This is a genomic window from Massilia cellulosiltytica (assembly GCF_047325105.1).
GTDB classification, from domain to species: domain Bacteria; phylum Pseudomonadota; class Gammaproteobacteria; order Burkholderiales; family Burkholderiaceae_D; genus Telluria; species Telluria orientalis.
This window is the reverse complement of the sequence record NZ_CP168562.1, coordinates 3,366,370-3,384,905: the sequence shown is the minus strand read 5'-3', so window position 1 is coordinate 3,384,905 and position 18,536 is coordinate 3,366,370. Positions and strand designations below refer to the sequence as shown.

Here is an 18,536-nt window from a genome sequence, read left to right as displayed (position 1 = left end):
TAGATGAATCAGAAGCTTACGCCATCGACCGTCCTGCTGTTGACCGTCCCGCCCCTGCTGTGGGCGGGTAACGCCATCGTGGGACGGCTCGTGCGCACGGCCGTCCCGCCGATGACGCTGAATCTGCTGCGCTGGACGATCGCGCTGGCCGTCCTGCTGCCGCTCGGGTGGGCAACGTTGCGCCAGGCCGGCGTGCTGGACGCGATTCGCACCCGTTGGCACCGCTATGCGCTGCTGGGGCTGCTGGGCATCGGCATGTACAACTCCCTTCAGTATCTCGCGCTGCAAAGCTCCACGCCCATCAACGTGACCCTCGTCGCCTCGGGCATGCCCGTGTGGATGATGCTCGTCGGGCGGCTGTTCTATGGCGTGGCCGTACGGACGCGCCAGGTGATCGGCGCGTTGCTGTCGATCGTCGGCGTGCTCGTCGTGCTGTGCCGAGGCGACGTCGACCAGCTGCTCGCGCTGCGCCTCGTCGCGGGCGACCTCTACATGATCCTCGCGACGATCGCGTGGTCGTTCTACAGCTGGATGCTGCTGCAGCCGCAGGACGAGCCCGCGTTGCGCGCCGACTGGGCCGCGTTCCTCGCTGCGCAGGTGGCGTTCGGGCTGCTGTGGTCGGCCGGTTTTGCCGGCGTCGAGTGGTCGCTCGGTGCGGCGGCCATCGCCTGGAGCTGGCCCGTCGTGGCGGCATTGCTGTTCGTCGCCGTGTGCCCGGCCGTGCTCGCGTTCGCCATGTGGGGCGCGGGCATCCGCCGCGCCGGGCCCGGCATCGGCGCCTTCTTCGTCAACCTGACGCCGCTGTTCACGGCGCTGCTGTCGTCCGCCTTCCTGGGCGAACTGCCCCATGCCTACCACGTGCTCGCGTTCCTGCTGATCGTGGGCGGGATCGTCGTGTCCGCCAAACGTTGAAGCAGCCGTAACGTGTTTCTGTGCGGGCATCGGAGATGTTACGATCCCAGCGGAAGGAGCACATCAAGATGGCTGAAGCATTCACCGTCCACGACCACGCGGCGCGGATCGCCGCATTCCTCGACCGCCACCGGCGTGCGCTCGTACTGACGGGCGCGGGGCTGTCGACGGCATCCGGCATTCCCGACTACCGCGACCGCGACGGCACCCGCCGCGGCAAACCCCCGATCCACGGGCCGGATTTTCGCAAATCCGAGGCCGTGCAGCGGCGCTATTGGGCGCGCAGCATGATCGGCTGGCCCGTGCTTGCGCAGGCGCGGCCCAATCGCGGCCATGCCGCCCTCGCCGGCCTGGAGCGGATCGGGCACATCGGGTCGGTGCTGACGCAGAACGTGGATGGCCTGCACGGCCAGGCCGGCAGCCATGGCGTGCTTGAGCTACACGGCAATATCCATACGGTCGTGTGCCTCGAATGCTCGGCGATCTTCCCGCGCGCCTTCGTGCAGGGGCAGCTGGAAGATTTCAATCCGCACATGGCGGGTGCGAATGCGACGCCGCTGCCGGACGGTGATGCCTCCGTTGAACCGACGGAACTGGCCAGCTTCCGCCTCCCGTATTGCACGTGCTGCGGCGGGACCTTGATGCCGAACGTGGTCTTCTTCGGCGATAACGTCCCGCCGGCGCGCACGGCCATCGCACTGGAACAGATGGAACGGGCGGACGCGCTGCTGGTGGTCGGATCATCGCTGATGGTCTATTCCGGCTTCCGGTTCTGCCGCATGGCGCAGGCCGCCGGCAAGCCGATCGCCGCCATCAACCTCGGCCGCACGCGCGCCGACGACCTCCTCGACATCAAGATCGAAGAATCGGCCGAGCGGGTGCTCCCGCTCGCGCTGGACATGCTCATCAAAGGTTCGGAGCAGACGGAGCGAGACACGCCATCCATACCACTCGACGGGGGAATACTGTGACGAAAACGTTAAGCAGCACTGGTGTCAAACCCTGGCAGGCCGGCGCGTTGCTGGCCGGTCTCGGCCTCGCGGCCTCCTATTTCTATGTGCGCGCCAAGACGAAGCAGGCGGAGGCGGAGAACCCGCCGAAGGGCCGCTTCGTCAAGGTCGACGGCGTGCGCCTGCATTATGTGGAACGGGGCAGCGGCCCCGTGCTGGTCCTGCTGCACGGGAACGGCGTGCTGGCCAGCGATTTCCAGACCAGCGGCCTGATGGACAAGGCGGCCGAGCACTACCGCGTGATCGCGTTCGATCGCCCCGGCTTCGGCTATAGCGAGCGGCCGCGCAGCAAGGTGTGGACGCCGCAGGCCCAGGCACGGCTGCTGCATCACGCGCTGCAGGAAATCGGCGTCGATTCGGCCATCGTGCTGGGCCACTCGTGGGGCACGCTCGTCGCGCTGTCGATGGCGCTGGAAGTGCCGGACTTCGTGCGCGGTCTCGTGCTGCTGTCGGGCTATTACTACCCGAGCCTGCGCGCCGACGTGCCGCTGCTGTCCGGTCCCGCGATTCCGGTCGTGGGCGATTTGATGCGGTACACGATCTCGCCGCTCGTCACGCGCATGCTGTGGCGTCCGCTGACGAAGCGGGTGTTCTCGCCGCAGCCGGTCGACGCCCGTTTCCGCGAACTGCCCGTGTGGATGCTGCTGCGCCCGAGCCAGCTGCGCGCCAGCGCGGCGGAGACGGCGCTGATGGTGCCGTCGGCCGTGGCGCTGGCCAAGCGTTATCCGGAGCTGAAGGTGCCCGTGGTGGTGATGGCCGGCACCAAGGACAAGATCGTCGATTTCGGCCACAACTCGGAGCGGCTGGACGAGCGCCTGCCGGACAGCGAGCTGCAGCTGCAGCCCGGCGTCGGGCACATGACGCATTATGCGCATCCGGACAAGGTGCTCGCCGCGGTCGACGAGATCGCGGGGCGCGTTGGGGAGTCGGTGTATCGGAGGAATCCGCAGGCGGAGGCGCTGGCGAGGGCCAGCGAGAGCGGGACGTAGAACGAAGAGCGGGACGTAATATACCCCGTCGCTCCCGCGCAGGCGGGAGCCCAAGTTTGCGTGGCCAGTCACAAAAATCAGGTTCCCGCCTCCGCGGGAACGACGTTTTGGGGCTCTCACCTACAGGCGAGGGCCAGCGAGTGCGGGACGTAGAACGTAGAGCGGAACGCAAAAAACACCGTCGCTCCCGCGCAGGCGGGAGCCGAAGTTCGCGTGGCCAGGCACAAAAAATCAGGTTCCCGCCTCCGCGGGAACGACGTTTTGGGGCTCTCACCTAACAGGCGAGGGCCAGCGAGTGCGGAACGTAGAAAGAAGAGCGGAACGTAAAAACACCGTCGCTCCCGCGCAGGCGGGAGCCCAAGCTTACGTGGTCAGTCACAAAAAATCAGGTTCCCGCCTCCGCGGGAACGACGTTTTGGGGCTCTCACCTAACAGGCGAGGGCCAGCGAGAGCGGGACGTAGAACGAAGAGCGGAACGTAAAAACACCGTCGCTCCCGCGCAGGCGGGAGCCCAAGCTTGCGTGATCAGGCACAAAAAATTGGGTTCCCGCCTCCGCGGGAACGACGGTCTTGAGACTCTCACCCAATAGACGAGGACCAGCGAGTGCGGAACGCGAAAAACCACTGTCGCTCCCGCGCAGGCGGGAGCCCAAGTTTGCGTGGTCAGTCACAAAAACCAGGTTCCCGCCTCCGCGGGAACGACGGGTCTCGGGACTCTCAGCCAATAATGCGCAGCGAGTAGTCCGTCGCCTTAACGTCCTTGGTCAGGCTGCCGATCGAAATCCGGTCGACGCCAGTCTCGGCGATCGCCCGAACCGTCTGCATGTTGATGCCGCCGGACGCTTCCAGCAACGCCCGCCCCTCGTTGATGCGCACGCCTTCGCGCATCATGTCCAGGTCAAAATTATCGAGCAGCACCGCCGTTGCGCCAGCCGCAAGCGCTTCTTCCAGTTCCGCGATCGACTCCACCTCGATCTGGATCGACACCCCCGCGTTCAGCGCCGTCGCCGCCTGCAGCGCCGGCGTAATGCCACCCGCGGCCGCGATGTGGTTTTCCTTGATCAGGATGCCGTCGTACAGCGCCATGCGCTGGTTCGCGCCGCCGCCGACGCGCACCGCGTATTTCTGCGCCTGGCGCAGGCCCGGCAATGTCTTGCGCGTATCGAGAATCTTGGCCTTCGTGCCGGCGATGACGTCCACGTAGGTGCGCGTGGCCGACGCAACGCCGGACAGCAGTTGCAGGAAGTTCAGTGCCGAACGCTCCGCCGTCAGCAGCGAGCGCGGCGAGCCTTCGATCGTGCAGACGACGCTGTCAGCGGCCATCACGTCGCCCTCGGCATATTTCCAGTCGATCTCGATGTCCTGGTCGACGGCAAGCATGACGCCTTCGAACCACGGCGCGCCGCACAGGACGGCCTGCTCGCGCACGATCACACGCGCCTTCGCGCGGGGCGCTTCCGGCACGAGCTTGCCGGTCAGGTCGCCACTGCCGACGTCTTCCAGCAGCGCGGCCAGCAGGTTCTGCTCGAATGCGGCCTGCAACTTGTCGTCGAACTGGCCTTCGTCAGCGTAAGGGTTGCGGAGATTGCTCATGCGGGACCGATTCCTTTGAAGAGGTTGGCTTCCTGCTCCAGCGCGCCGGTCGGCAGTGCCTTCGCCTTCTTGGCGGCGGCGAAGTCGAGCATGCGGTCGATGGCGCGCTTGGCCTGCTTGCCGATTTCCGGATCGACGAAGATCTCGTTTTTACTGTCGGAGGCTTGCAGCACGTCGGCCAGGTTCTGCAGGCCGTTCATCGCCATCCACGGACAGTGCGCGCAGCTCTTGCAGGTGGCGCTGTTGCCGGCCGTCGGGGCTTCGATCAGGGTCTTGCCCGGCGCCGCCATGCGCATCTTGTGCAGGATGCCGTTGTCGGTGGCGACGATGAAGTGCGTCGCGTCCATCGTCTGCGCCGCGTTGATCAGCTGGGTGGTCGAGCCGACGACGTCCGCCTGGGCGACGACGTTGGCCGGCGATTCCGGGTGCACGAGCACCTTCGCATGCGGATATTCCGCACGCAGCAGGTCCAGTTCGATGCCCTTGAACTCGTCGTGCACGAGGCAGGAACCCTGCCACAGCAGCATGTCGGCGCCCGTCTGCTTCTGGATGTACGAGCCGAGGTGGCGGTCCGGCGCCCACAGGATCTTCTTGCCCTGGTCGTGCAGGTACTTGACGATGTCCAGGCCGATCGACGACGTCACCATCCAGTCCGCGCGCGCCTTCACGGCGGCGGAGGTGTTCGCGTAGACGACGACCGTGCGGTCCGGATGCTGGTCGCAGAACGCGGCGAACTCGTCAGCCGGGCAGCCCAGGTCCAGCGAGCAGGTCGCATCCAGGTCCGGCATCAGGATCGTCTTTTCCGGGCTCAGGATCTTCGCCGTCTCGCCCATGAAGCGCACGCCGGCCACGACGAGCGTCTTGGCCGGATGATCGCGGCCGAAGCGCGCCATTTCCAGGGAGTCGGACACGCACCCGCCCGTTTCCTCGGCGAGGTCTTGCAGGTCTGCATCGACGTAGTAGTGCGCGACGAGGACGGCTTCGCGCTCCTTCAACAGGCGGCGGATGCGCTCCTTCAGCGCGGTCTTTTCAGCGACTTCGAGCGGCGACGGCGTGCGGGCCCAGGCCTCGGCAGTGGAACAGACGCCGCCGACTGGCCGGTCGTATTCGAATACTTTAACGGGGGCAATGGTATTCATGGGGCAAGCTCCAATCAGTCGAGACCCTGGCTCTTCAGGTAATCCTCGTAATTGCCCTGGAAGTCGATGATGCGGTCTTCCTTGATTTCCAGGATACGGGTCGCCAGCGATGACACGAACTCGCGGTCGTGCGACACGAAGATGAGGGTGCCTGCGTATTTATCCAGCGCGATGTTCAGCGACTCGATCGATTCCATGTCCATGTGGTTGGTCGGTTCGTCGAGCAGCAGGACGTTGTGGCGGCCCAGCATCAGCTTGCCGTACATCATGCGGCCCTTCTCGCCACCGGACAGCACGCGCACGGACTTCTTGACCTCGTCGCCGCCGAACAGCAGGCGGCCCAGGATCGAGCGCACGGCCTGGTCGTCGTCGCCTTCCTTCGTCCACTTGCCCATCCAGTCGGTCAGGTTCAGGTCCGTGGCGAACTCTTCGGTCGGGTCCTGCGGCATGTAGCCCGGGTTCGCGTTCTCGGCCCACTTCACGCGGCCGGTGTCGGCATCGAGGCCCGTGATCGGGCCGCTGCCGATGCAACGCAGCAAGGTCGTCTTACCGGCACCGTTGGCACCGATAATGGCGATGCGCTCGCCGGCTTCGACCATGATCGAGAAATTCTTGAACAGCTGGCGGTCGTACGATTTCGACAGGCCCTCCGTCTCGACGGCCAGGCGGTGCAGTTTCTTCTCGCCTTCGAAGCGGACGAACGGATAGGCGCGCGACGACGGCTTGAATTCCTCGATCTTGATCTTGTCGATCATCTTGGCGCGCGACGTGGCCTGGCGGGCCTTGGACTTGTTCGCGGAGAAGCGGCGCACGAAGTCCTGCAGCTCGGCGACCTTCTCTTTCGCCTTTGCGTTGTTGGCCAGCTGCTGGTTGCGGGCCTGCGTCGACGCTTCCATGTAGTCGTCGTAGTTGCCCGGGTAGACCTTCAGCGTGCCGTAGTCCATGTCGGCGACGTGCGTGCAGACCGAGTTCAGGAAGTGGCGGTCGTGCGAGATGATGATCATCGTCGAGTTCCGCTGGTTCAGCATGTCGGCCAGCCAGCTGATCGTGTGGATGTCCAGGTTGTTGGTCGGTTCGTCGAGCAGCAGGATGTCCGGATCCGAGAACAGGGCCTGCGCCAGCAGCACGCGCAGCTTCCAGCCCGGCGCGACCGAGCTCATCGGGCCCTGGTGCAGGTCGGTGGCGATGCCCAGGCCCAGCAGCAGTTCGCCGGCGCGCGCTTCGGCCGAGTAGCCGTCGTATTCCGCGACCTTGCCTTCGAGCTCGGCCGCTTTCATGTAGTCTTCGTCGGTCGCTTCTGGATTCGCGTAGATGGCGTCGCGTTCGCGGATCGCGTCCCACAATTCCGTGTGGCCCATCATGACGACGTCGAGCACGCGCACGTCTTCGTAGGCGAACTGGTCCTGGCGGAGCTTGCCGAGGCGCTCGTGCGGGTCGAGGCTGACGTTGCCGGCGGACGGCTCGAGGTCGCCGCCGAGGATCTTCATGAAGGTCGACTTGCCGCAACCGTTCGCGCCGATGAGGCCGTAACGGTTGCCGTCGCCGAACTTGACGGAAATGTTTTCGAACAGCGGCTTGGCGCCGAACTGCATCGTGATGTTGGCTGTACTGAGCACTGGGAAACCTTCGCGTGGTGATTCAATTAACCGCACATTTTACCACCGTGAGGGGACCGTTGCGTCAGGCGGTCCTGAGTGTCGGGTATCTGGACAGCGCCAGCGACCAGCGTTCGCCATCGCACTGCAAATGCCCCTGCGCCCCGAACGGGATCGTCACGTGGCGCGCGATGTGGCCGAATTCCAGCCCCGTCAGCACCGGCACGGGCAACGTGGCGCGGACATAGGCCAGCATTTCGTCGAAGTTGTAGCCGTTGTCGTTCGTGCCGAGCCGGTAGCCGGAGAAATCGCCCAGCACGACGGCGCGCTGTTTCTCCAGCACGCCCGCATGCATCAGTTGCAGCAACATGCGCTCCACCCGGAACGGATGCTCGGCAATATCCTCCAGGAACAGGATGCCGCCGTCGATGCGCGGGAAGTACGGCGTTCCCATCAGCGACATGATCATCGCCAGGTTGCCGCCCCAGACGGTGCCCGTCACGTCGAGGCGCGGGTTCGCCGCGCCGTGGCCGGAGATCGTGTGCGTGGGGCCGGCCAGGCAATGCCAGAAATCGTCCAGCGTGAATGCGTTCGGCTCGGCCGCGCCCACGTCGGCCGTGAACATGGGTCCCGCGTAGCTGATCGCGCCCGTCCTTGCGTACAACGCCATGTGGAATGCCGTGACGTCGGAATAGCCGACGAAGATCTTGCCGCTGGCGGCCATGCGCTCGAAGTCGATGTGCGGCAGCAGGCGCGTCATGCCGTAGGCGCCGCGGATGGCCATGACGACCTGTACGTCCGGGTCGGCGGCCGCCGCTTCCAGCTGGGCGAGGCGCTCCGCGTCCGTCGCCCCGAAGCGCTGGTGGCGCTCCTCGTGCTTGTAGTAATTGTGGACCAGGAAGCCCTGGGCTTCGAGGCGCGCGATGCCGCGCGGGATCGCTTCCGGCTCGGGCGCGTAGCTGCCCGGCGCGATCAGGGCAATGCCCGGTTTTTGGATGGTCACTGTTTGACGAAGAGCCTTGGTGTCGAGTCGGGCGCCATCTTACCGTGGGCATGGGCGTCGATCAAGGCGAGGAGCCGCTCCAGCAGCTGGGACGGCAGGTCGTGGCCCATGCCCTCGATGACTTCGAGGCGGGCGCCGGGAATCGCCTGCGCCGTGTCGACGCCGCAGGCGAGCGGCACGAGCGGATCGGCCGCGCCGTGGATCACGAGCGTCGGCGCGACGATCGTCTGCAACTGCGGCGTGCGGTCGCCGCAGGCCGTCACGGCCAGCATCTGGCGCACGACGCCGCCCGGGCAGCAATTGCGGCGCAGCGCGCGGGCGACGCGCCGGCGCAGGTGTTTTTCCGGCGTCGGATAGGCCGGGCTGCCGATTGCTTGCAGCAGTTGCACGTTGTAGTCGATCGCCGCGTCGATGTCGCCTGCGCCCCGCGGACGGCGCAGCAGCGCGCGGCGCGCGGCTTGCGTCGGGCCCGGCAGGCCGCGGCGGCCGCTGCTGGACATGATCGACGTGAGACTGAGCACGCGCGACGGGTACTTTGCCGCCATCAGCTGTCCGACCATGCCGCCCATCGACATGCCGACGACGTGGGCGCGGGCGACGCCCAGCGCGGACAGCACGCCGAGCGCATCGTCGGCCATGTCTTCCAGCCGGTACGGCGGCTTGAGCGGGATGCGCAGCAGCGACTTCAGCCAGGCGAGCCCGAGGCTGGGCGTGCCGGCGTGTTCGAACTTGGTGGACAGGCCGCTGTCGCGATTATCGAAACGGATCACGTAAAAGCCCAGTTCGACGAGGCCTTCGACGAATTCGTCCGGCCAGGCCGTCAATTGCAGGCCGAGGCCCGAAACCAGCAGCAGGGGTACGGATTTCGGATCGCCCGCCGTGTCGAAGGCGATGCGGATCCCGTTGGCGTTCAGGCTAGGCATTGTCGATAGCTGGGTCGTGAAATCCTCCGCTACCGAAAGCAGCGAAGGCCTGGAACCAGCATATCATTTTTGGCAAACGGGTGGCGTCAGCCTTGCGTGCGCCGGGCCGCACGGCGTTCGGCGAAGAACCCCTTGAGCATCGCGCTCGCTTCGTCGGCCAGCACGCCGCCAACGACGTCCGTGTGGTGATTCAGTTGTTCCAGCGCGAACAGGTCGAGGATCGAGCCGCACACGCCTGTCTTCGGGTCCGGCGCCGCGTACACGACCCGCGCCAGGCGCGCGTGCATCATCGCGCCCGAGCACATCGCACAAGGTTCCAGCGTCACGTACAGCTCGCAGCCCGGCAGCCGGTAGTTGCCGAGCTTGTCCGCGGCCGCGCGCAGGGCGACGATTTCCGCGTGCGCGGTCGGGTCGTGGCGGCCGATCGGCTGGTTGAAGCCGGTGGCGATGATCTCGCCGTCGCGCACGACGACGGCGCCCACGGGCACCTCGCCCGCCGCCCAGGCCTTGCGGGCCTCCTGCAGGGCCAGGCCCATGTACGTATTGTCGTCCGCTTCAGGCATCCGTGATTTCGGCCCAGCAGTTCGGCGTCTCGTGCAGCACGAGCTTCTGCAGGCGCAGGCCGGTGCCGTAGCGGTCGGTATAGGCCGCTTGCAGGATGTTCCAGGCCACCTGCGCGAGGTTCTCCACGGTCGGGATGCGATCGATCACGACGGTTTTATGGTTCGGCAGGCTGGCCAGGAAGCCGCGCACGGCCTCGTCCTTCTCGTACACGAGGAAGGCATGGTCCCAGACGTCGACGAGATGCTCTTTCGCGAGCGCCTTGATGTCCGAGAAATCCATGATCATGCCGTTGTCGGAATTGCCTTCGACGTCGATGACGGCACCCGTCAGCGTGATTTCCAGCGTGTAGCGGTGGCCGTGCAGGTTGCGGCACTGGCTTTTATGGTCGGGGATGCGGTGGCCGGCGTCGAATTCCAGCTTGCGGGTGATGGTCAGCATGTGTGCTCAGGGAATGTTCAGGAGTTTATGGGTCTGGAGGCTGAGCTTCCACTTCGGGTTGCGGCGGCATGTGTCGATGGCCAGTTGCGTGTTGAACTGGGCCAGCGGGCCGTCCATCGGCTGCACGAAGAAGTTGTCGAAATCCAGGTGTTCGTACGCGGCCAGGTCTTGGCCCGCCTGCGGGATGACGACCTTGAGTTCGTTGCCCTTTGCGACTACCAGTGTCGAACCCATCTTCGGGCTTACGCAGATCCAGTCCACGCCCGGCGGCACGGGCAAGGTGCCGTTCGTTTCGATGGCGATCGTGAAGCCGGCGGCGTGCATCGCGTCGATCAGGGCTGCGTCCAGCTGCAGCAGCGGCTCGCCGCCCGTGAAAACAACGTATTTGCTGGCCGGGTAAGTCTCCGGCCACAGGCTGTCGATTTGCGCGGCGAGGGCTGCGGCATCCTTGAATTTGCCGCCCCGTTCGCCGTCGGTGCCGACGAAATCCGTGTCGCAGAACTGGCAGACGGCCGTGGAACGGTCCGCTTCGCGGCCCGTCCACAGGTTACAGCCGGAAAAGCGGCAGAACACGGCCGGGCGGCCCGCATGGGCGCCCTCGCCCTGCAGGGTGTAGAAGATCTCTTTGATGCTGTAAGTCACAGTAGAAGTCCGGTAAGGCTCGCGTCAACCTTCCATTATACCGCGCCCGGGCCGGGTGGCAGAAGAGGCGCATTTCCCACGCCCAGTGCTGTAAAGACGGCAAAATTGATGGCGAGCAAAAACGTGCCATTCGGAAAGTCGTACCTTTGGATACGGAAAGTTCCTAATCGAGTCGTCCTAGTCCTCGCCGGAGGGATCGTGATGAAAACCCTGCTGCTCCAGTCGCTGCGTGTCACGCTCGGGGCCCTGCTGTTGCTTACCGCGTGGTTCGGAATGTCGGAACACGTCCGCATGCTCGCGGTGCCGGAGCGGCTGCAACTGGGTGTGCTGGTGCTCGTCGTGTTGTCCGTGCTGTTTGCCGTGCTGTTCCGGCGCATGCACAACGAGGACCAGATCGCGCGCCTGGAAGCCGCGCTGTGCCGGGAACAGAAGGCCCGCAGCCAGGCCGACCAGGCGCTGGCCGAGTCCGACATGCTGCTGGGACGCCTGACCGGGGGGACGGACGGCCGCCGTGGCAACCTCGACCCGCTCGCGCAACTGGTGGCCATCCAGACCGAGCTGCTGCAGGTGCGCCGCCAGTACGCGCTGGAAGATCCGCTCCTCGCATCGCGCATCGATTTATTGTGCACCCGGGTCGATCGGGTCGCCCAGGCGATCGTCGCGCACGCCGACGAGCCCGGGTAACAGCCCCGTCCACCCTTGCTAAAAATCAAGGGGACGCCATTGTCCGTGGCGCACAATCGGTTCTCGTCAGCAAGTAATTGCTAATCAGAACCGAAGGACGGTACATGACAAGCACAACAACAATACAGCGGCTCATGGATTCCTCGGGCGCGCCGGCCGATCGCGCTTTCGCCCACCAGTTGATGGAGACGCTGGCCATTCCCATTTTCGTCCTCGACACGACATCCCGCGTGATGCTGTGGAACCGCGCCTGCGAGCGCCTGACGGGCGTTCCCGCGCGCGACATCATCGGCACGCGCGACCACTGGCGCAGTTTCTTCGAGGAGCGCCGCCCCACCCTCGCCGACCTCCTGATCGAAGAACGCGGCGGCGAAGCGCACCGGCCCCGCATCGGCCTGCCCGATGATCCGCACCTGTCCGCAGAAAGCTGGTGCGACATGCCGCGCATGGGCCGCCGGCGCTACCTGGCCGCCGACGCGAGCCCGATCTACGACGAACGCGGCCGGCTGGCCGCCGTCGTGGAGACATTGCGCGACATGACGGATGAAAAACTGGCGCAGATCGCACTCGAACAACTCGCCACGCGCGACGGCCTCACGGGTCTCGCCAACCGCCGCTGCTTCGACGAGACGCTGCACGCCGAATGGGCGCGCGCGCTGCGCCAGCGCCAGCCGCTGTCGCTGCTGATGGTGGATGTGGACAATTTCAAGGCGTATAACGATGCGAACGGCCATTTGGGCGGCGACGAATGCCTGAAACGGATCGCCACGGCCGTTGCCAGCGAAATGCGCGCCAACGATCTGGTGGCGCGCTATGGCGGCGAGGAATTCGCCGTGATCCTGCCGAACCAGTCACTGAAGGGCGCGGCCAGCGTCGCCGAACGCATCCGCACCCGTGTCGAACAACTGCAAGTCCCCAACCGCCTGGCGCCGGCGCAGCGCGTGACGGTGTCGATCGGCGCGGCCACCGCGATCGCGTCGCCCGACAACAGCGCCAGCGAACTGGTCGCCATTGCCGATGCGGCGCTCTACCGGGCCAAGCATATGGGACGGAACCGGATCAGTTTGCCCCTCACCGAACCGGCATGAGCCACGTCGTTCCCGGGAAAGCGGGGATCCATGCCGAGTATCTCGTTCGACTCGGCATGGGCCCCGCCTCCGCGGGGACGACGGTCAGCCGATGGTTGCCCTATCCCACCCGTGCCGCACCGCGGCCTTCATCTTTTCCCAGGTCGACGCGCCATCCTTGCCGTAGCGCGTATCCCAGTCGGCCCGCAGGTCGTTCTCGACGTCCGACCAGTCCCGGTTGCGATAGCGGACGTCATTGCGCATCTGGGCGCCGTAACGGTAGGCCGGCGCCAGGTCGTCGTAGCTCGTGCCGCCCGGCTTGTACGTGTTCGTCCAGTGCGTGCGGTAATGGCTGTCGTCATCCGTGGACGCCGTCTCGCCCGTCATGCGTTCCCAGCCGTGGCGGACCGCCGCCTTGATGCGTTCCCACGCGGACGGTTCGTTGTCCGTGCCATACTTGCTGTGCCAGTCCTTCTTGAGGTCGTGCTCGACGTCGTCCCAGTCGCGGTCGCGATAGGTGTCGCTGCTGCGCATCTCGTTGCCGTAGCGATAGGCCGGCGCGACATCGTTGAAGTCCGTGCCGCTGGCGGCGTAGGTCGACTCGTAGTGCGTATGGTAGTAGGTCGAGTCGTCGTCCATGTCCGGGGTGATCTTGTCCCAGCCATGGCGCACGGCGTCCTTGAACTTCTCCCAAGTCGACCCGCCCGTCGTGTAGCGCGAGTCCCAGTCCGATTTCAGGTCGGATTGCACGTCGTCCCAGTGGCGGCTGCGGTATTGTTGCAGGCGGCGCGCTTCGTTGCCGTAGCGGTAGGCCGGCAGGTAGTCGTCATAGGAATCGTCCGCGTTCGAGTACCGCGCATTCCAGTGGCTGCGGTAATAGCTGTCGCTATCGATGTCCGGGGTGATCTTGTCCCAGCCGCGGCGCACGGCGGCCTTGAATTTCTCCCACGTGGACTCGCCTGGATGACGCGATTCCCAGTCGCTGCGCAGGTCCGACTCCACCTCGTCCCACGAGCGGTCGCGGTATCTGGCGCTCGAACGCATTTCCGTGCCGTAGCGGTAGGCCGGCTCGTAGTCGGCGTAGCCGCCGCCCAGGCTCGAATAGTTGTCGTGCCAGTCCGCGTGGTACCAGTCGTCCGTGTTCAGGTCCGGGGTGATCCTGTCCCAGCCATGGCGGACGGCTGCCTTGAATTTCTCCCATGTCGACTCGCCCGGATGGCGCGCTTCCCAGTCGGTGCGCAGGTCCGGTTCGACGTCGTCCCATGCGCGGTTGCGGTAAGTCGCGTCGCGGCGCATGTCGCTGCCGTAGCGGTACGCGGGTGCATAGTCGTCGTAGCTGCCGCCCAGGCTCGAGTAATTGTCGTTCCAGTGGTTACGGTAGGTATCGTCGTACGTATCGCCCGTGCCGCCGTCATGCGAGAACACGCGCACGTTCCCGCGCGCGACCGACCCGCCCGTATCGCGCTGCATGGAGCTGCCGACGCGGGCCGTGCCGCCCAGCGACGTGTCGTCCGAGCCGGGAATCGATGCGGTGCCCTGCAACGTGGAGCCGCTCTGGTTCAGCGAGCCGCCCTGCGCCGATTGCAGCGACGAGCCGGTGGCCGGGTTCTGCGCCGAGCTCTGGGTGCCGCTCAGCGTGTTGCCGCCGATGGCGCCGTCCATCGATCCGCCCGACTGCTCCGAGGCGCCCTGCGGCTCCTCGTAGGTCTGGCCTTTGGGGACCGGGTCGTTGATGTTCTGCGTGGCGAAGAAGTTGCGGTCGTCGTGGCCCGTGAATTGCAGCGAGCCCGGTTCCGTGCCCGGGGGCGTGCCCTGGTACGAACCGGACGAGCCGGAGCCCGATCCGACGTTGCCCGACTGCGCGGACAGGCTGCCCGATCGCTGCATCCCTGACGATGCGCCGCCGAGGACGCCCGCGCTGCCCGGATCGCGCGTCCACTGGTCGTGGCGCTCGTCGATGTCGACGGGGCCGAAGCGCTCGATGATGTCGGCGGCCCGTTCGACTTCCGGCTCGGAGTCGGTCGTCAGGGTCAGGACGTGATGGCCGCGCGTGACGGCGTACGAGTACTTCATCGCGTGTTCGTTCGTGTCGGATCCGAACAGGCCCGTGAAGAAATGCTTGATCGAGGCGCCGAAGCCTTCCTCGCGTTCGCCCTCCAGCAACTCGTTATCGCCGGTGACGCTGTTCGACTGGCCGGTGGGGTCGGCGCTCGAGAGGCTCGCATCGGTGCGCGAGAAGCCCGACGCCAGCAATTCGTCCAGGGCGCTTTGTGCGTCGCTTCGGTTGTCGAAGACTGCTACCAGGGTGTGTCGCATGATGTTCCTCCGCTGTGTTGGTGTAGAAAACACCGGCTTCCGCGAAGCGCGCCACGCCGACCTGCTCGCCTCCGAGCACGACGTTTTCCGCGTGGAGCTCCTCACGCCGGTTCCTTGTCGAGACTACTCCAAAGCGGCCGCGTTGCGCGCACCATTGACCGGCTACAACCCATGCGTATCGCACCCATGAAAAACGGGCCGTGTGGCCCGCGTTTCGTCCATATTATCGTTGAGTTTCGTGAGCACACGCACCGACCGGCGCGCGGCTTGTACGGCTGTCAGCCGAACGGATTGGCGACCGTTTTCACGTCGGGCGGCGGCAGCCGGTCCGGCAGGTCGCGCGCTTCCAGGCCGGCGACGATGCGGCCCACCAGGTCGTGCAGCAGGCGCGCCTTGGCCAGGCCGTCCTTGTCGGCCGTGAGGTCGACGTCGCCCGCCACCGTGACCCGGTCGAGCCGGTTCTCGAGCGTCAGGTTGCCGATCTCGACAACGTCGGCCTCGTTCTCGTAGGGTGCAAACTTGGTCATAAGATTCCTGATTCCTATTTACGGTTGCGGGACGGCTTGACGCGCACTTCCGGCAGCGCCAGCACGCGTTCCTTCTCGGCGTCGGACAGCGCGGGCAGCAGGTTGATGCCGATGATGCGTTCGAGCTCCGGGATCGGGATCACGGTCGCCTTCGCATCCGCCGCGTTTTCGACGAACCACGCGGCGCCGGCGCGCTGGCGCGGGCTGTACACGAGTTTATACAAATGGGTCGGCACGAGCACGTTGCCGATCTTCTTCAGGTCCGCGCCGAGGAAGGCCGGCCCTGTCACCACGTACAGGTCGCCCTCCTTCTTCGCCATCTTGCGCACGGCGCCTTCGATGCCGGCCCACAGGTTGCGGTTGTTCTCGCCGTCCTGCGGGACGATGTTGGCGAGGCTGAAGCTGTCGCGCTGGCTGTCGCGGTCCGGCATGTCGCCGTTCGGGGCCATGTGGCCGCGGTCGTAGCCGCTGCGCGAGTAATCCGATAACTCCGCCCGCTGGCCGGCCGGCAGGCGCGCTTCGGAATGGAACGAGTTTTCGCGCGACAATTCCTGCGCCGCCGCGATATTCTCTGCCTGCAGGTGTTCCGCCGACCACAATGGCGTGCGCGTGATCCCCGAGTGCAGCACGCTGAACACGTTGAAGCACAGCGTTTCCGTCTTGTTGCCGAGCTTGGGATTCGTGATGCGCGGCGCCTGGCCGGCCACGAAATGGTCGTCGCAGGATTGCGGTTGCGGTGCGCGCGCCTCCGTCTGGACGCGGGCCGGCGCCGGGTTCGTGGCCTCGCGCTTGCACGCGCCCAGGGATAACAGCGATGCCAGCACGAGCGCGGGCGTGACAAACTTCTTGGACATGATGAAAAGACAAATCAAAGATAGCGCCATTTTAGCCGACGCGCGCTTGCGCTTCCTCAGGGATTTCCTCTGTGCATAGCCGCGCACGCTTGAAATCGATCTGCATTTCCGAAAAGAATGCTATACAATCCCAGTTTCAAAAAGCTAAGTACATTTGTCCAAATTAAATGGCGATGGATAATTCCTCCATACCCGAGGACCTCCGGCGCTTCGTGCTGACCAGCATCCCCTCGGTCCCTTTCCTGGAAGCGCTGTTGCTGATGCGCGCCGATCCGGACCATGCCTGGCGCCGCGATACGCTGGCGCGGCGGCTGTACGTGCGCGAAAAGACGGCGGAAGACCTGCTCGCCGACCTGTGCACGGCCAGGATCGCCGTGCCGTGCGAGGAAGCCGGCGCCTACCGCTATGGCCCGGCCGATGCCGGACTGCGCGAACGGATCGACCGCCTGGCCGATGCGTATGCGACGCACCTCGTCGAAGTCACCCACCTGATCCACTCTTCACTCGACCGCAAGGCCCAGCAATTTGCGGACGCGTTCAAATGGCGTAAGGATTCATGATGGCGATTACCATCTATTCGCTGTGTACATTGACGTCGCTGGCGTGCGCCTGGCTGCTGCTGGGCAGCTATCGCCGCACCGGCCACCGGCTGCTGTTCTGGAGCGGCGCGTCGTTCGTGGCGCTGACCGTGAACAACGTGTTCCTCATGCTCGACAAGGTCGTGTTCCCGGACATCTACCTGCTCCCCGTGCGCCAGGTGTCGGCCCTCGTGGCCATGCTCCTGCTGCTGTACGGCCTCATCTACGAGAAAGAATGACATGAGCAACCTGATCTCCGGCGCCATCGTCATGGCTTCCTTCGTGATCGCGCTGTTCTTCCTGCGCTTCTGGCGCAGCTCGCGCGACCGCTTCTTCCTGTACTTCGCCCTGTCGTTCGGCATTGAGGGCGTGCACCGCATCGTGTCGGCGCTGACGTTCGACGAAGCCGAGGACACGCCCCTGCACTACCTCGTGCGCCTGCTGGCGTATGGGCTCATCCTGTGGGCGATCCTGGAAAAGAACCTGCCCGCGCGCCGGCGCGACGGCAAGTAGCGTGCGCCCGGCCCGCCCTCCCCTGCGCCATAATCGGCCCGACACCAACAGCGGGAGGACAGCATGACAGAACAGGACAAACGCAAGGACAACGCCCAGCGCGCCGATCCGGGCCAGCAGCAGCGCGCGGAAAACCGCTCGGAGTCGCTGTTGCCGGGCGACGATGCCGACGACGGCCGCTACGACGTGGCCGAGGAAGTGAACCTCGACCAGCAGTCGGACCAGCTGCGCCGCGTCGGCAAGCCGCCGAAGGACATACCTAAACCGTAAGCCCCATCTTCAGGCCCTCGATCGCGTGGGCCTGTTCGATGTTTTCCAGCGCCGGCACGATGCGGCAGCGCAGGTGGTCGCGCACCTCGGCCGGCAGCGCATCCCAGTAGGCCTGCGTCACCTGCAAGTCGTGCTTGTCGGCGTTGCGGCCGTCCGGCGCATCGACGCCCAGCACGAGCACGGGCCGCGACTGCTGGCTGCGGTTCGCCGTGCCGCGGTGGATCGTCAGGGCCGAGCGGGCCGAGATGTCCCCGACTTGCGGCAGCTTGCGCTGGGCGCGCGACTCGTAGCGCGGGTAGCGCGACTTGTCCGGGAACATGAGGTCGCCGCCGGCGAGGTCGTCCCATTGGGTACCGGGCGCGATCTCGAACGGGCCGATCTCTTCCGTCACATCGACCGTCGTGAGGTTGAAGGCGAGTGAATTCAGGCGGCGCCCGACCAGCGTTTCCGGCGGCGACGGGAAGTCGCGGTGCCACGGCTGGTGCATGGCGCCCGGGAACGGAATGTCGAAGCCGACCTCCACGATCTTGTAGTCCGGCCCCAGCACGGCCCGGCACACGGCGACGACCCACGGGTGCGTCGCCAGCTCGACGAAGCCGCGCAGCCGTTCCGGATGCACCTCGACGTAATAGCGGCACGGGCCGCGTTCGAGGGCGCCGTTCGGACGCGCGCGCGCCTCGGCGAACAGGGTTTCGATGTCTTCCTTCAGTTGCGCCACCCACCCGGCGCTGAAGGCGCCCTTGCAGGCGATGATGCCGTCGCCGTACAGGCCGCCCATGATGGCGCCCACGTCGTAGCCGGCGCTCTCGTTCGATGCTTGCATGCTGATCTCCTCGCTGAACCGCGGGCCCGGTCGTGCCGTTGTGCCCGCGCGGCCATCGTACCGGCGTTCGGCGGCGGGCGGCGCCCGGCTGTCCTG

Annotated in this window: 22 protein-coding genes; 10 read left to right on the top strand and 12 right to left on the bottom strand. The window is 65.8% G+C overall.

Going from position 1 to position 18,536, the window contains the following annotated elements; genetic code table 11:
* The first annotated feature begins 3 nt into the window (after positions 1–3).
* The 3 genes from ACEN9H_RS14780 (at position 4) to ACEN9H_RS14770 (ending at position 2,911) form a co-directional block, all read left to right on the top strand.
* Positions 4–912 (top strand): DMT family transporter, encoded by a 909-nt coding sequence (locus ACEN9H_RS14780; protein WP_413675365.1) that lies wholly within the window; start codon positions 4–6, stop codon positions 910–912.
* 68 nt (positions 913–980) lie between these two features.
* The gene (locus tag ACEN9H_RS14775) at positions 981–1,883 is read left to right on the top strand and encodes an NAD-dependent protein deacetylase (RefSeq protein WP_413675364.1); all 903 of its coding nucleotides are present in this window, start codon (positions 981–983) and stop codon (positions 1,881–1,883) included.
* A complete protein-coding gene (locus ACEN9H_RS14770) occupies positions 1,880–2,911 on the top strand; it encodes an alpha/beta fold hydrolase (protein WP_413675363.1) in 1,032 nt (343 codons plus the stop codon). The genes ACEN9H_RS14775 and ACEN9H_RS14770 overlap by 4 nt, the downstream gene beginning before the upstream one ends.
* A 717-nt stretch (positions 2,912–3,628) precedes the next feature.
* On the opposite strand, the gene nadC is transcribed toward ACEN9H_RS14770, so the two are convergent.
* The 8 genes from nadC to queE all read right to left on the bottom strand — a co-directional run bounded on the left by nadC (position 3,629) and on the right by queE (position 10,808).
* Positions 3,629–4,504: a carboxylating nicotinate-nucleotide diphosphorylase gene (nadC, locus tag ACEN9H_RS14765; protein WP_413675362.1), complete on the bottom strand. Its 876-nt coding sequence runs from the start codon at positions 4,502–4,504 to the stop codon at positions 3,629–3,631.
* Complete coding sequence (nadA, locus tag ACEN9H_RS14760; protein WP_413675361.1) at positions 4,501–5,643, bottom strand: quinolinate synthase NadA; 1,143 nt, start codon at positions 5,641–5,643, stop codon at positions 4,501–4,503. Before nadA ends, nadC begins: the two co-directional genes overlap by 4 nt.
* Positions 5,644–5,657: 14 nt before the next feature.
* Complete coding sequence (locus tag ACEN9H_RS14755) at positions 5,658–7,259, bottom strand: ABC-F family ATPase (RefSeq protein ID WP_082577083.1); 1,602 nt, start codon at positions 7,257–7,259, stop codon at positions 5,658–5,660.
* A gap of 64 nt (positions 7,260–7,323) precedes the next feature.
* On the bottom strand, positions 7,324–8,241 hold the full coding sequence (gene ldcA, locus ACEN9H_RS14750; protein ID WP_413675360.1) for a muramoyltetrapeptide carboxypeptidase: 918 nt from the start codon (positions 8,239–8,241) through the stop codon (positions 7,324–7,326).
* Positions 8,238–9,164, bottom strand: a complete 927-nt coding sequence (locus tag ACEN9H_RS14745; protein WP_413675359.1) for an alpha/beta fold hydrolase — start codon at positions 9,162–9,164, stop codon at positions 8,238–8,240. The genes ldcA and ACEN9H_RS14745 overlap by 4 nt, the downstream gene beginning before the upstream one ends.
* A gap of 86 nt (positions 9,165–9,250) precedes the next feature.
* On the bottom strand, positions 9,251–9,727 hold the full coding sequence (tadA, locus tag ACEN9H_RS14740) for a tRNA adenosine(34) deaminase TadA (protein ID WP_160410371.1): 477 nt from the start codon (positions 9,725–9,727) through the stop codon (positions 9,251–9,253).
* Positions 9,720–10,166 (bottom strand): 6-carboxytetrahydropterin synthase QueD, encoded by a 447-nt coding sequence (gene queD / locus ACEN9H_RS14735; RefSeq protein WP_056132724.1) that lies wholly within the window; start codon positions 10,164–10,166, stop codon positions 9,720–9,722. The genes tadA and queD overlap by 8 nt, the downstream gene beginning before the upstream one ends.
* A 6-nt stretch (positions 10,167–10,172) precedes the next feature.
* A complete protein-coding gene (gene queE / locus ACEN9H_RS14730) occupies positions 10,173–10,808 on the bottom strand; it encodes a 7-carboxy-7-deazaguanine synthase (RefSeq protein ID WP_371765671.1) in 636 nt (211 codons plus the stop codon).
* Positions 10,809–11,009: 201 nt separating this feature from the next.
* On the opposite strand from queE, the gene ACEN9H_RS14725 reads away from it, so the two are divergent.
* Both ACEN9H_RS14725 and ACEN9H_RS14720 read left to right on the top strand, forming a co-directional pair.
* A complete protein-coding gene (locus ACEN9H_RS14725) occupies positions 11,010–11,492 on the top strand; it encodes a hypothetical protein (protein ID WP_056132730.1) in 483 nt (160 codons plus the stop codon).
* A gap of 134 nt (positions 11,493–11,626) precedes the next feature.
* The gene (locus ACEN9H_RS14720; RefSeq protein ID WP_413675358.1) at positions 11,627–12,580 is read left to right on the top strand and encodes a diguanylate cyclase; all 954 of its coding nucleotides are present in this window, start codon (positions 11,627–11,629) and stop codon (positions 12,578–12,580) included.
* An 84-nt stretch (positions 12,581–12,664) separates the two neighbouring features.
* On the opposite strand, the gene ACEN9H_RS14715 is transcribed toward ACEN9H_RS14720, so the two are convergent.
* A complete protein-coding gene (locus ACEN9H_RS14715) occupies positions 12,665–14,875 on the bottom strand; it encodes a hypothetical protein (RefSeq protein WP_413675357.1) in 2,211 nt (736 codons plus the stop codon).
* On the opposite strand from ACEN9H_RS14715, the gene ACEN9H_RS14710 reads away from it, so the two are divergent.
* Positions 14,874–15,065, top strand: coding sequence for a hypothetical protein (locus tag ACEN9H_RS14710; RefSeq protein ID WP_413675356.1), 192 nt, complete (start codon positions 14,874–14,876; stop codon positions 15,063–15,065). The two genes, ACEN9H_RS14715 and ACEN9H_RS14710, sit on opposite strands and share 2 nt — an antisense overlap.
* An 88-nt stretch (positions 15,066–15,153) precedes the next feature.
* Here the strand turns inward: ACEN9H_RS14710 and ACEN9H_RS14705 are convergent, their stop codons facing one another.
* A complete protein-coding gene (locus ACEN9H_RS14705; RefSeq protein ID WP_056132739.1) occupies positions 15,154–15,402 on the bottom strand; it encodes a hypothetical protein in 249 nt (82 codons plus the stop codon).
* A gap of 14 nt (positions 15,403–15,416) precedes the next feature.
* Positions 15,417–16,256, bottom strand: a complete 840-nt coding sequence (locus tag ACEN9H_RS14700) for a DNA/RNA non-specific endonuclease (RefSeq protein WP_413675355.1) — start codon at positions 16,254–16,256, stop codon at positions 15,417–15,419.
* Between the two features lie 173 nt (positions 16,257–16,429).
* On the opposite strand from ACEN9H_RS14700, the gene ACEN9H_RS14695 reads away from it, so the two are divergent.
* The 4 genes from ACEN9H_RS14695 (at position 16,430) to ACEN9H_RS14680 (ending at position 17,617) form a co-directional block, all read left to right on the top strand.
* Positions 16,430–16,816 (top strand): hypothetical protein, encoded by a 387-nt coding sequence (locus ACEN9H_RS14695; RefSeq protein ID WP_371765676.1) that lies wholly within the window; start codon positions 16,430–16,432, stop codon positions 16,814–16,816.
* Positions 16,813–17,073, top strand: coding sequence for a DUF5985 family protein (locus ACEN9H_RS14690; protein ID WP_229502146.1), 261 nt, complete (start codon positions 16,813–16,815; stop codon positions 17,071–17,073). Before ACEN9H_RS14695 ends, ACEN9H_RS14690 begins: the two co-directional genes overlap by 4 nt.
* Before the next feature lies 1 nt (position 17,074).
* Positions 17,075–17,347, top strand: coding sequence for a DUF5985 family protein (locus ACEN9H_RS14685; RefSeq protein ID WP_056132749.1), 273 nt, complete (start codon positions 17,075–17,077; stop codon positions 17,345–17,347).
* Positions 17,348–17,410: 63 nt separating this feature from the next.
* Positions 17,411–17,617 (top strand): hypothetical protein, encoded by a 207-nt coding sequence (locus tag ACEN9H_RS14680; protein WP_052170256.1) that lies wholly within the window; start codon positions 17,411–17,413, stop codon positions 17,615–17,617.
* On the opposite strand, the gene ACEN9H_RS14675 is transcribed toward ACEN9H_RS14680, so the two are convergent.
* A complete protein-coding gene (locus tag ACEN9H_RS14675) occupies positions 17,607–18,440 on the bottom strand; it encodes a phytanoyl-CoA dioxygenase family protein (protein ID WP_413675354.1) in 834 nt (277 codons plus the stop codon). The genes ACEN9H_RS14680 and ACEN9H_RS14675 overlap by 11 nt on opposite strands.
* Positions 18,441–18,536 lie beyond the last annotated feature (96 nt).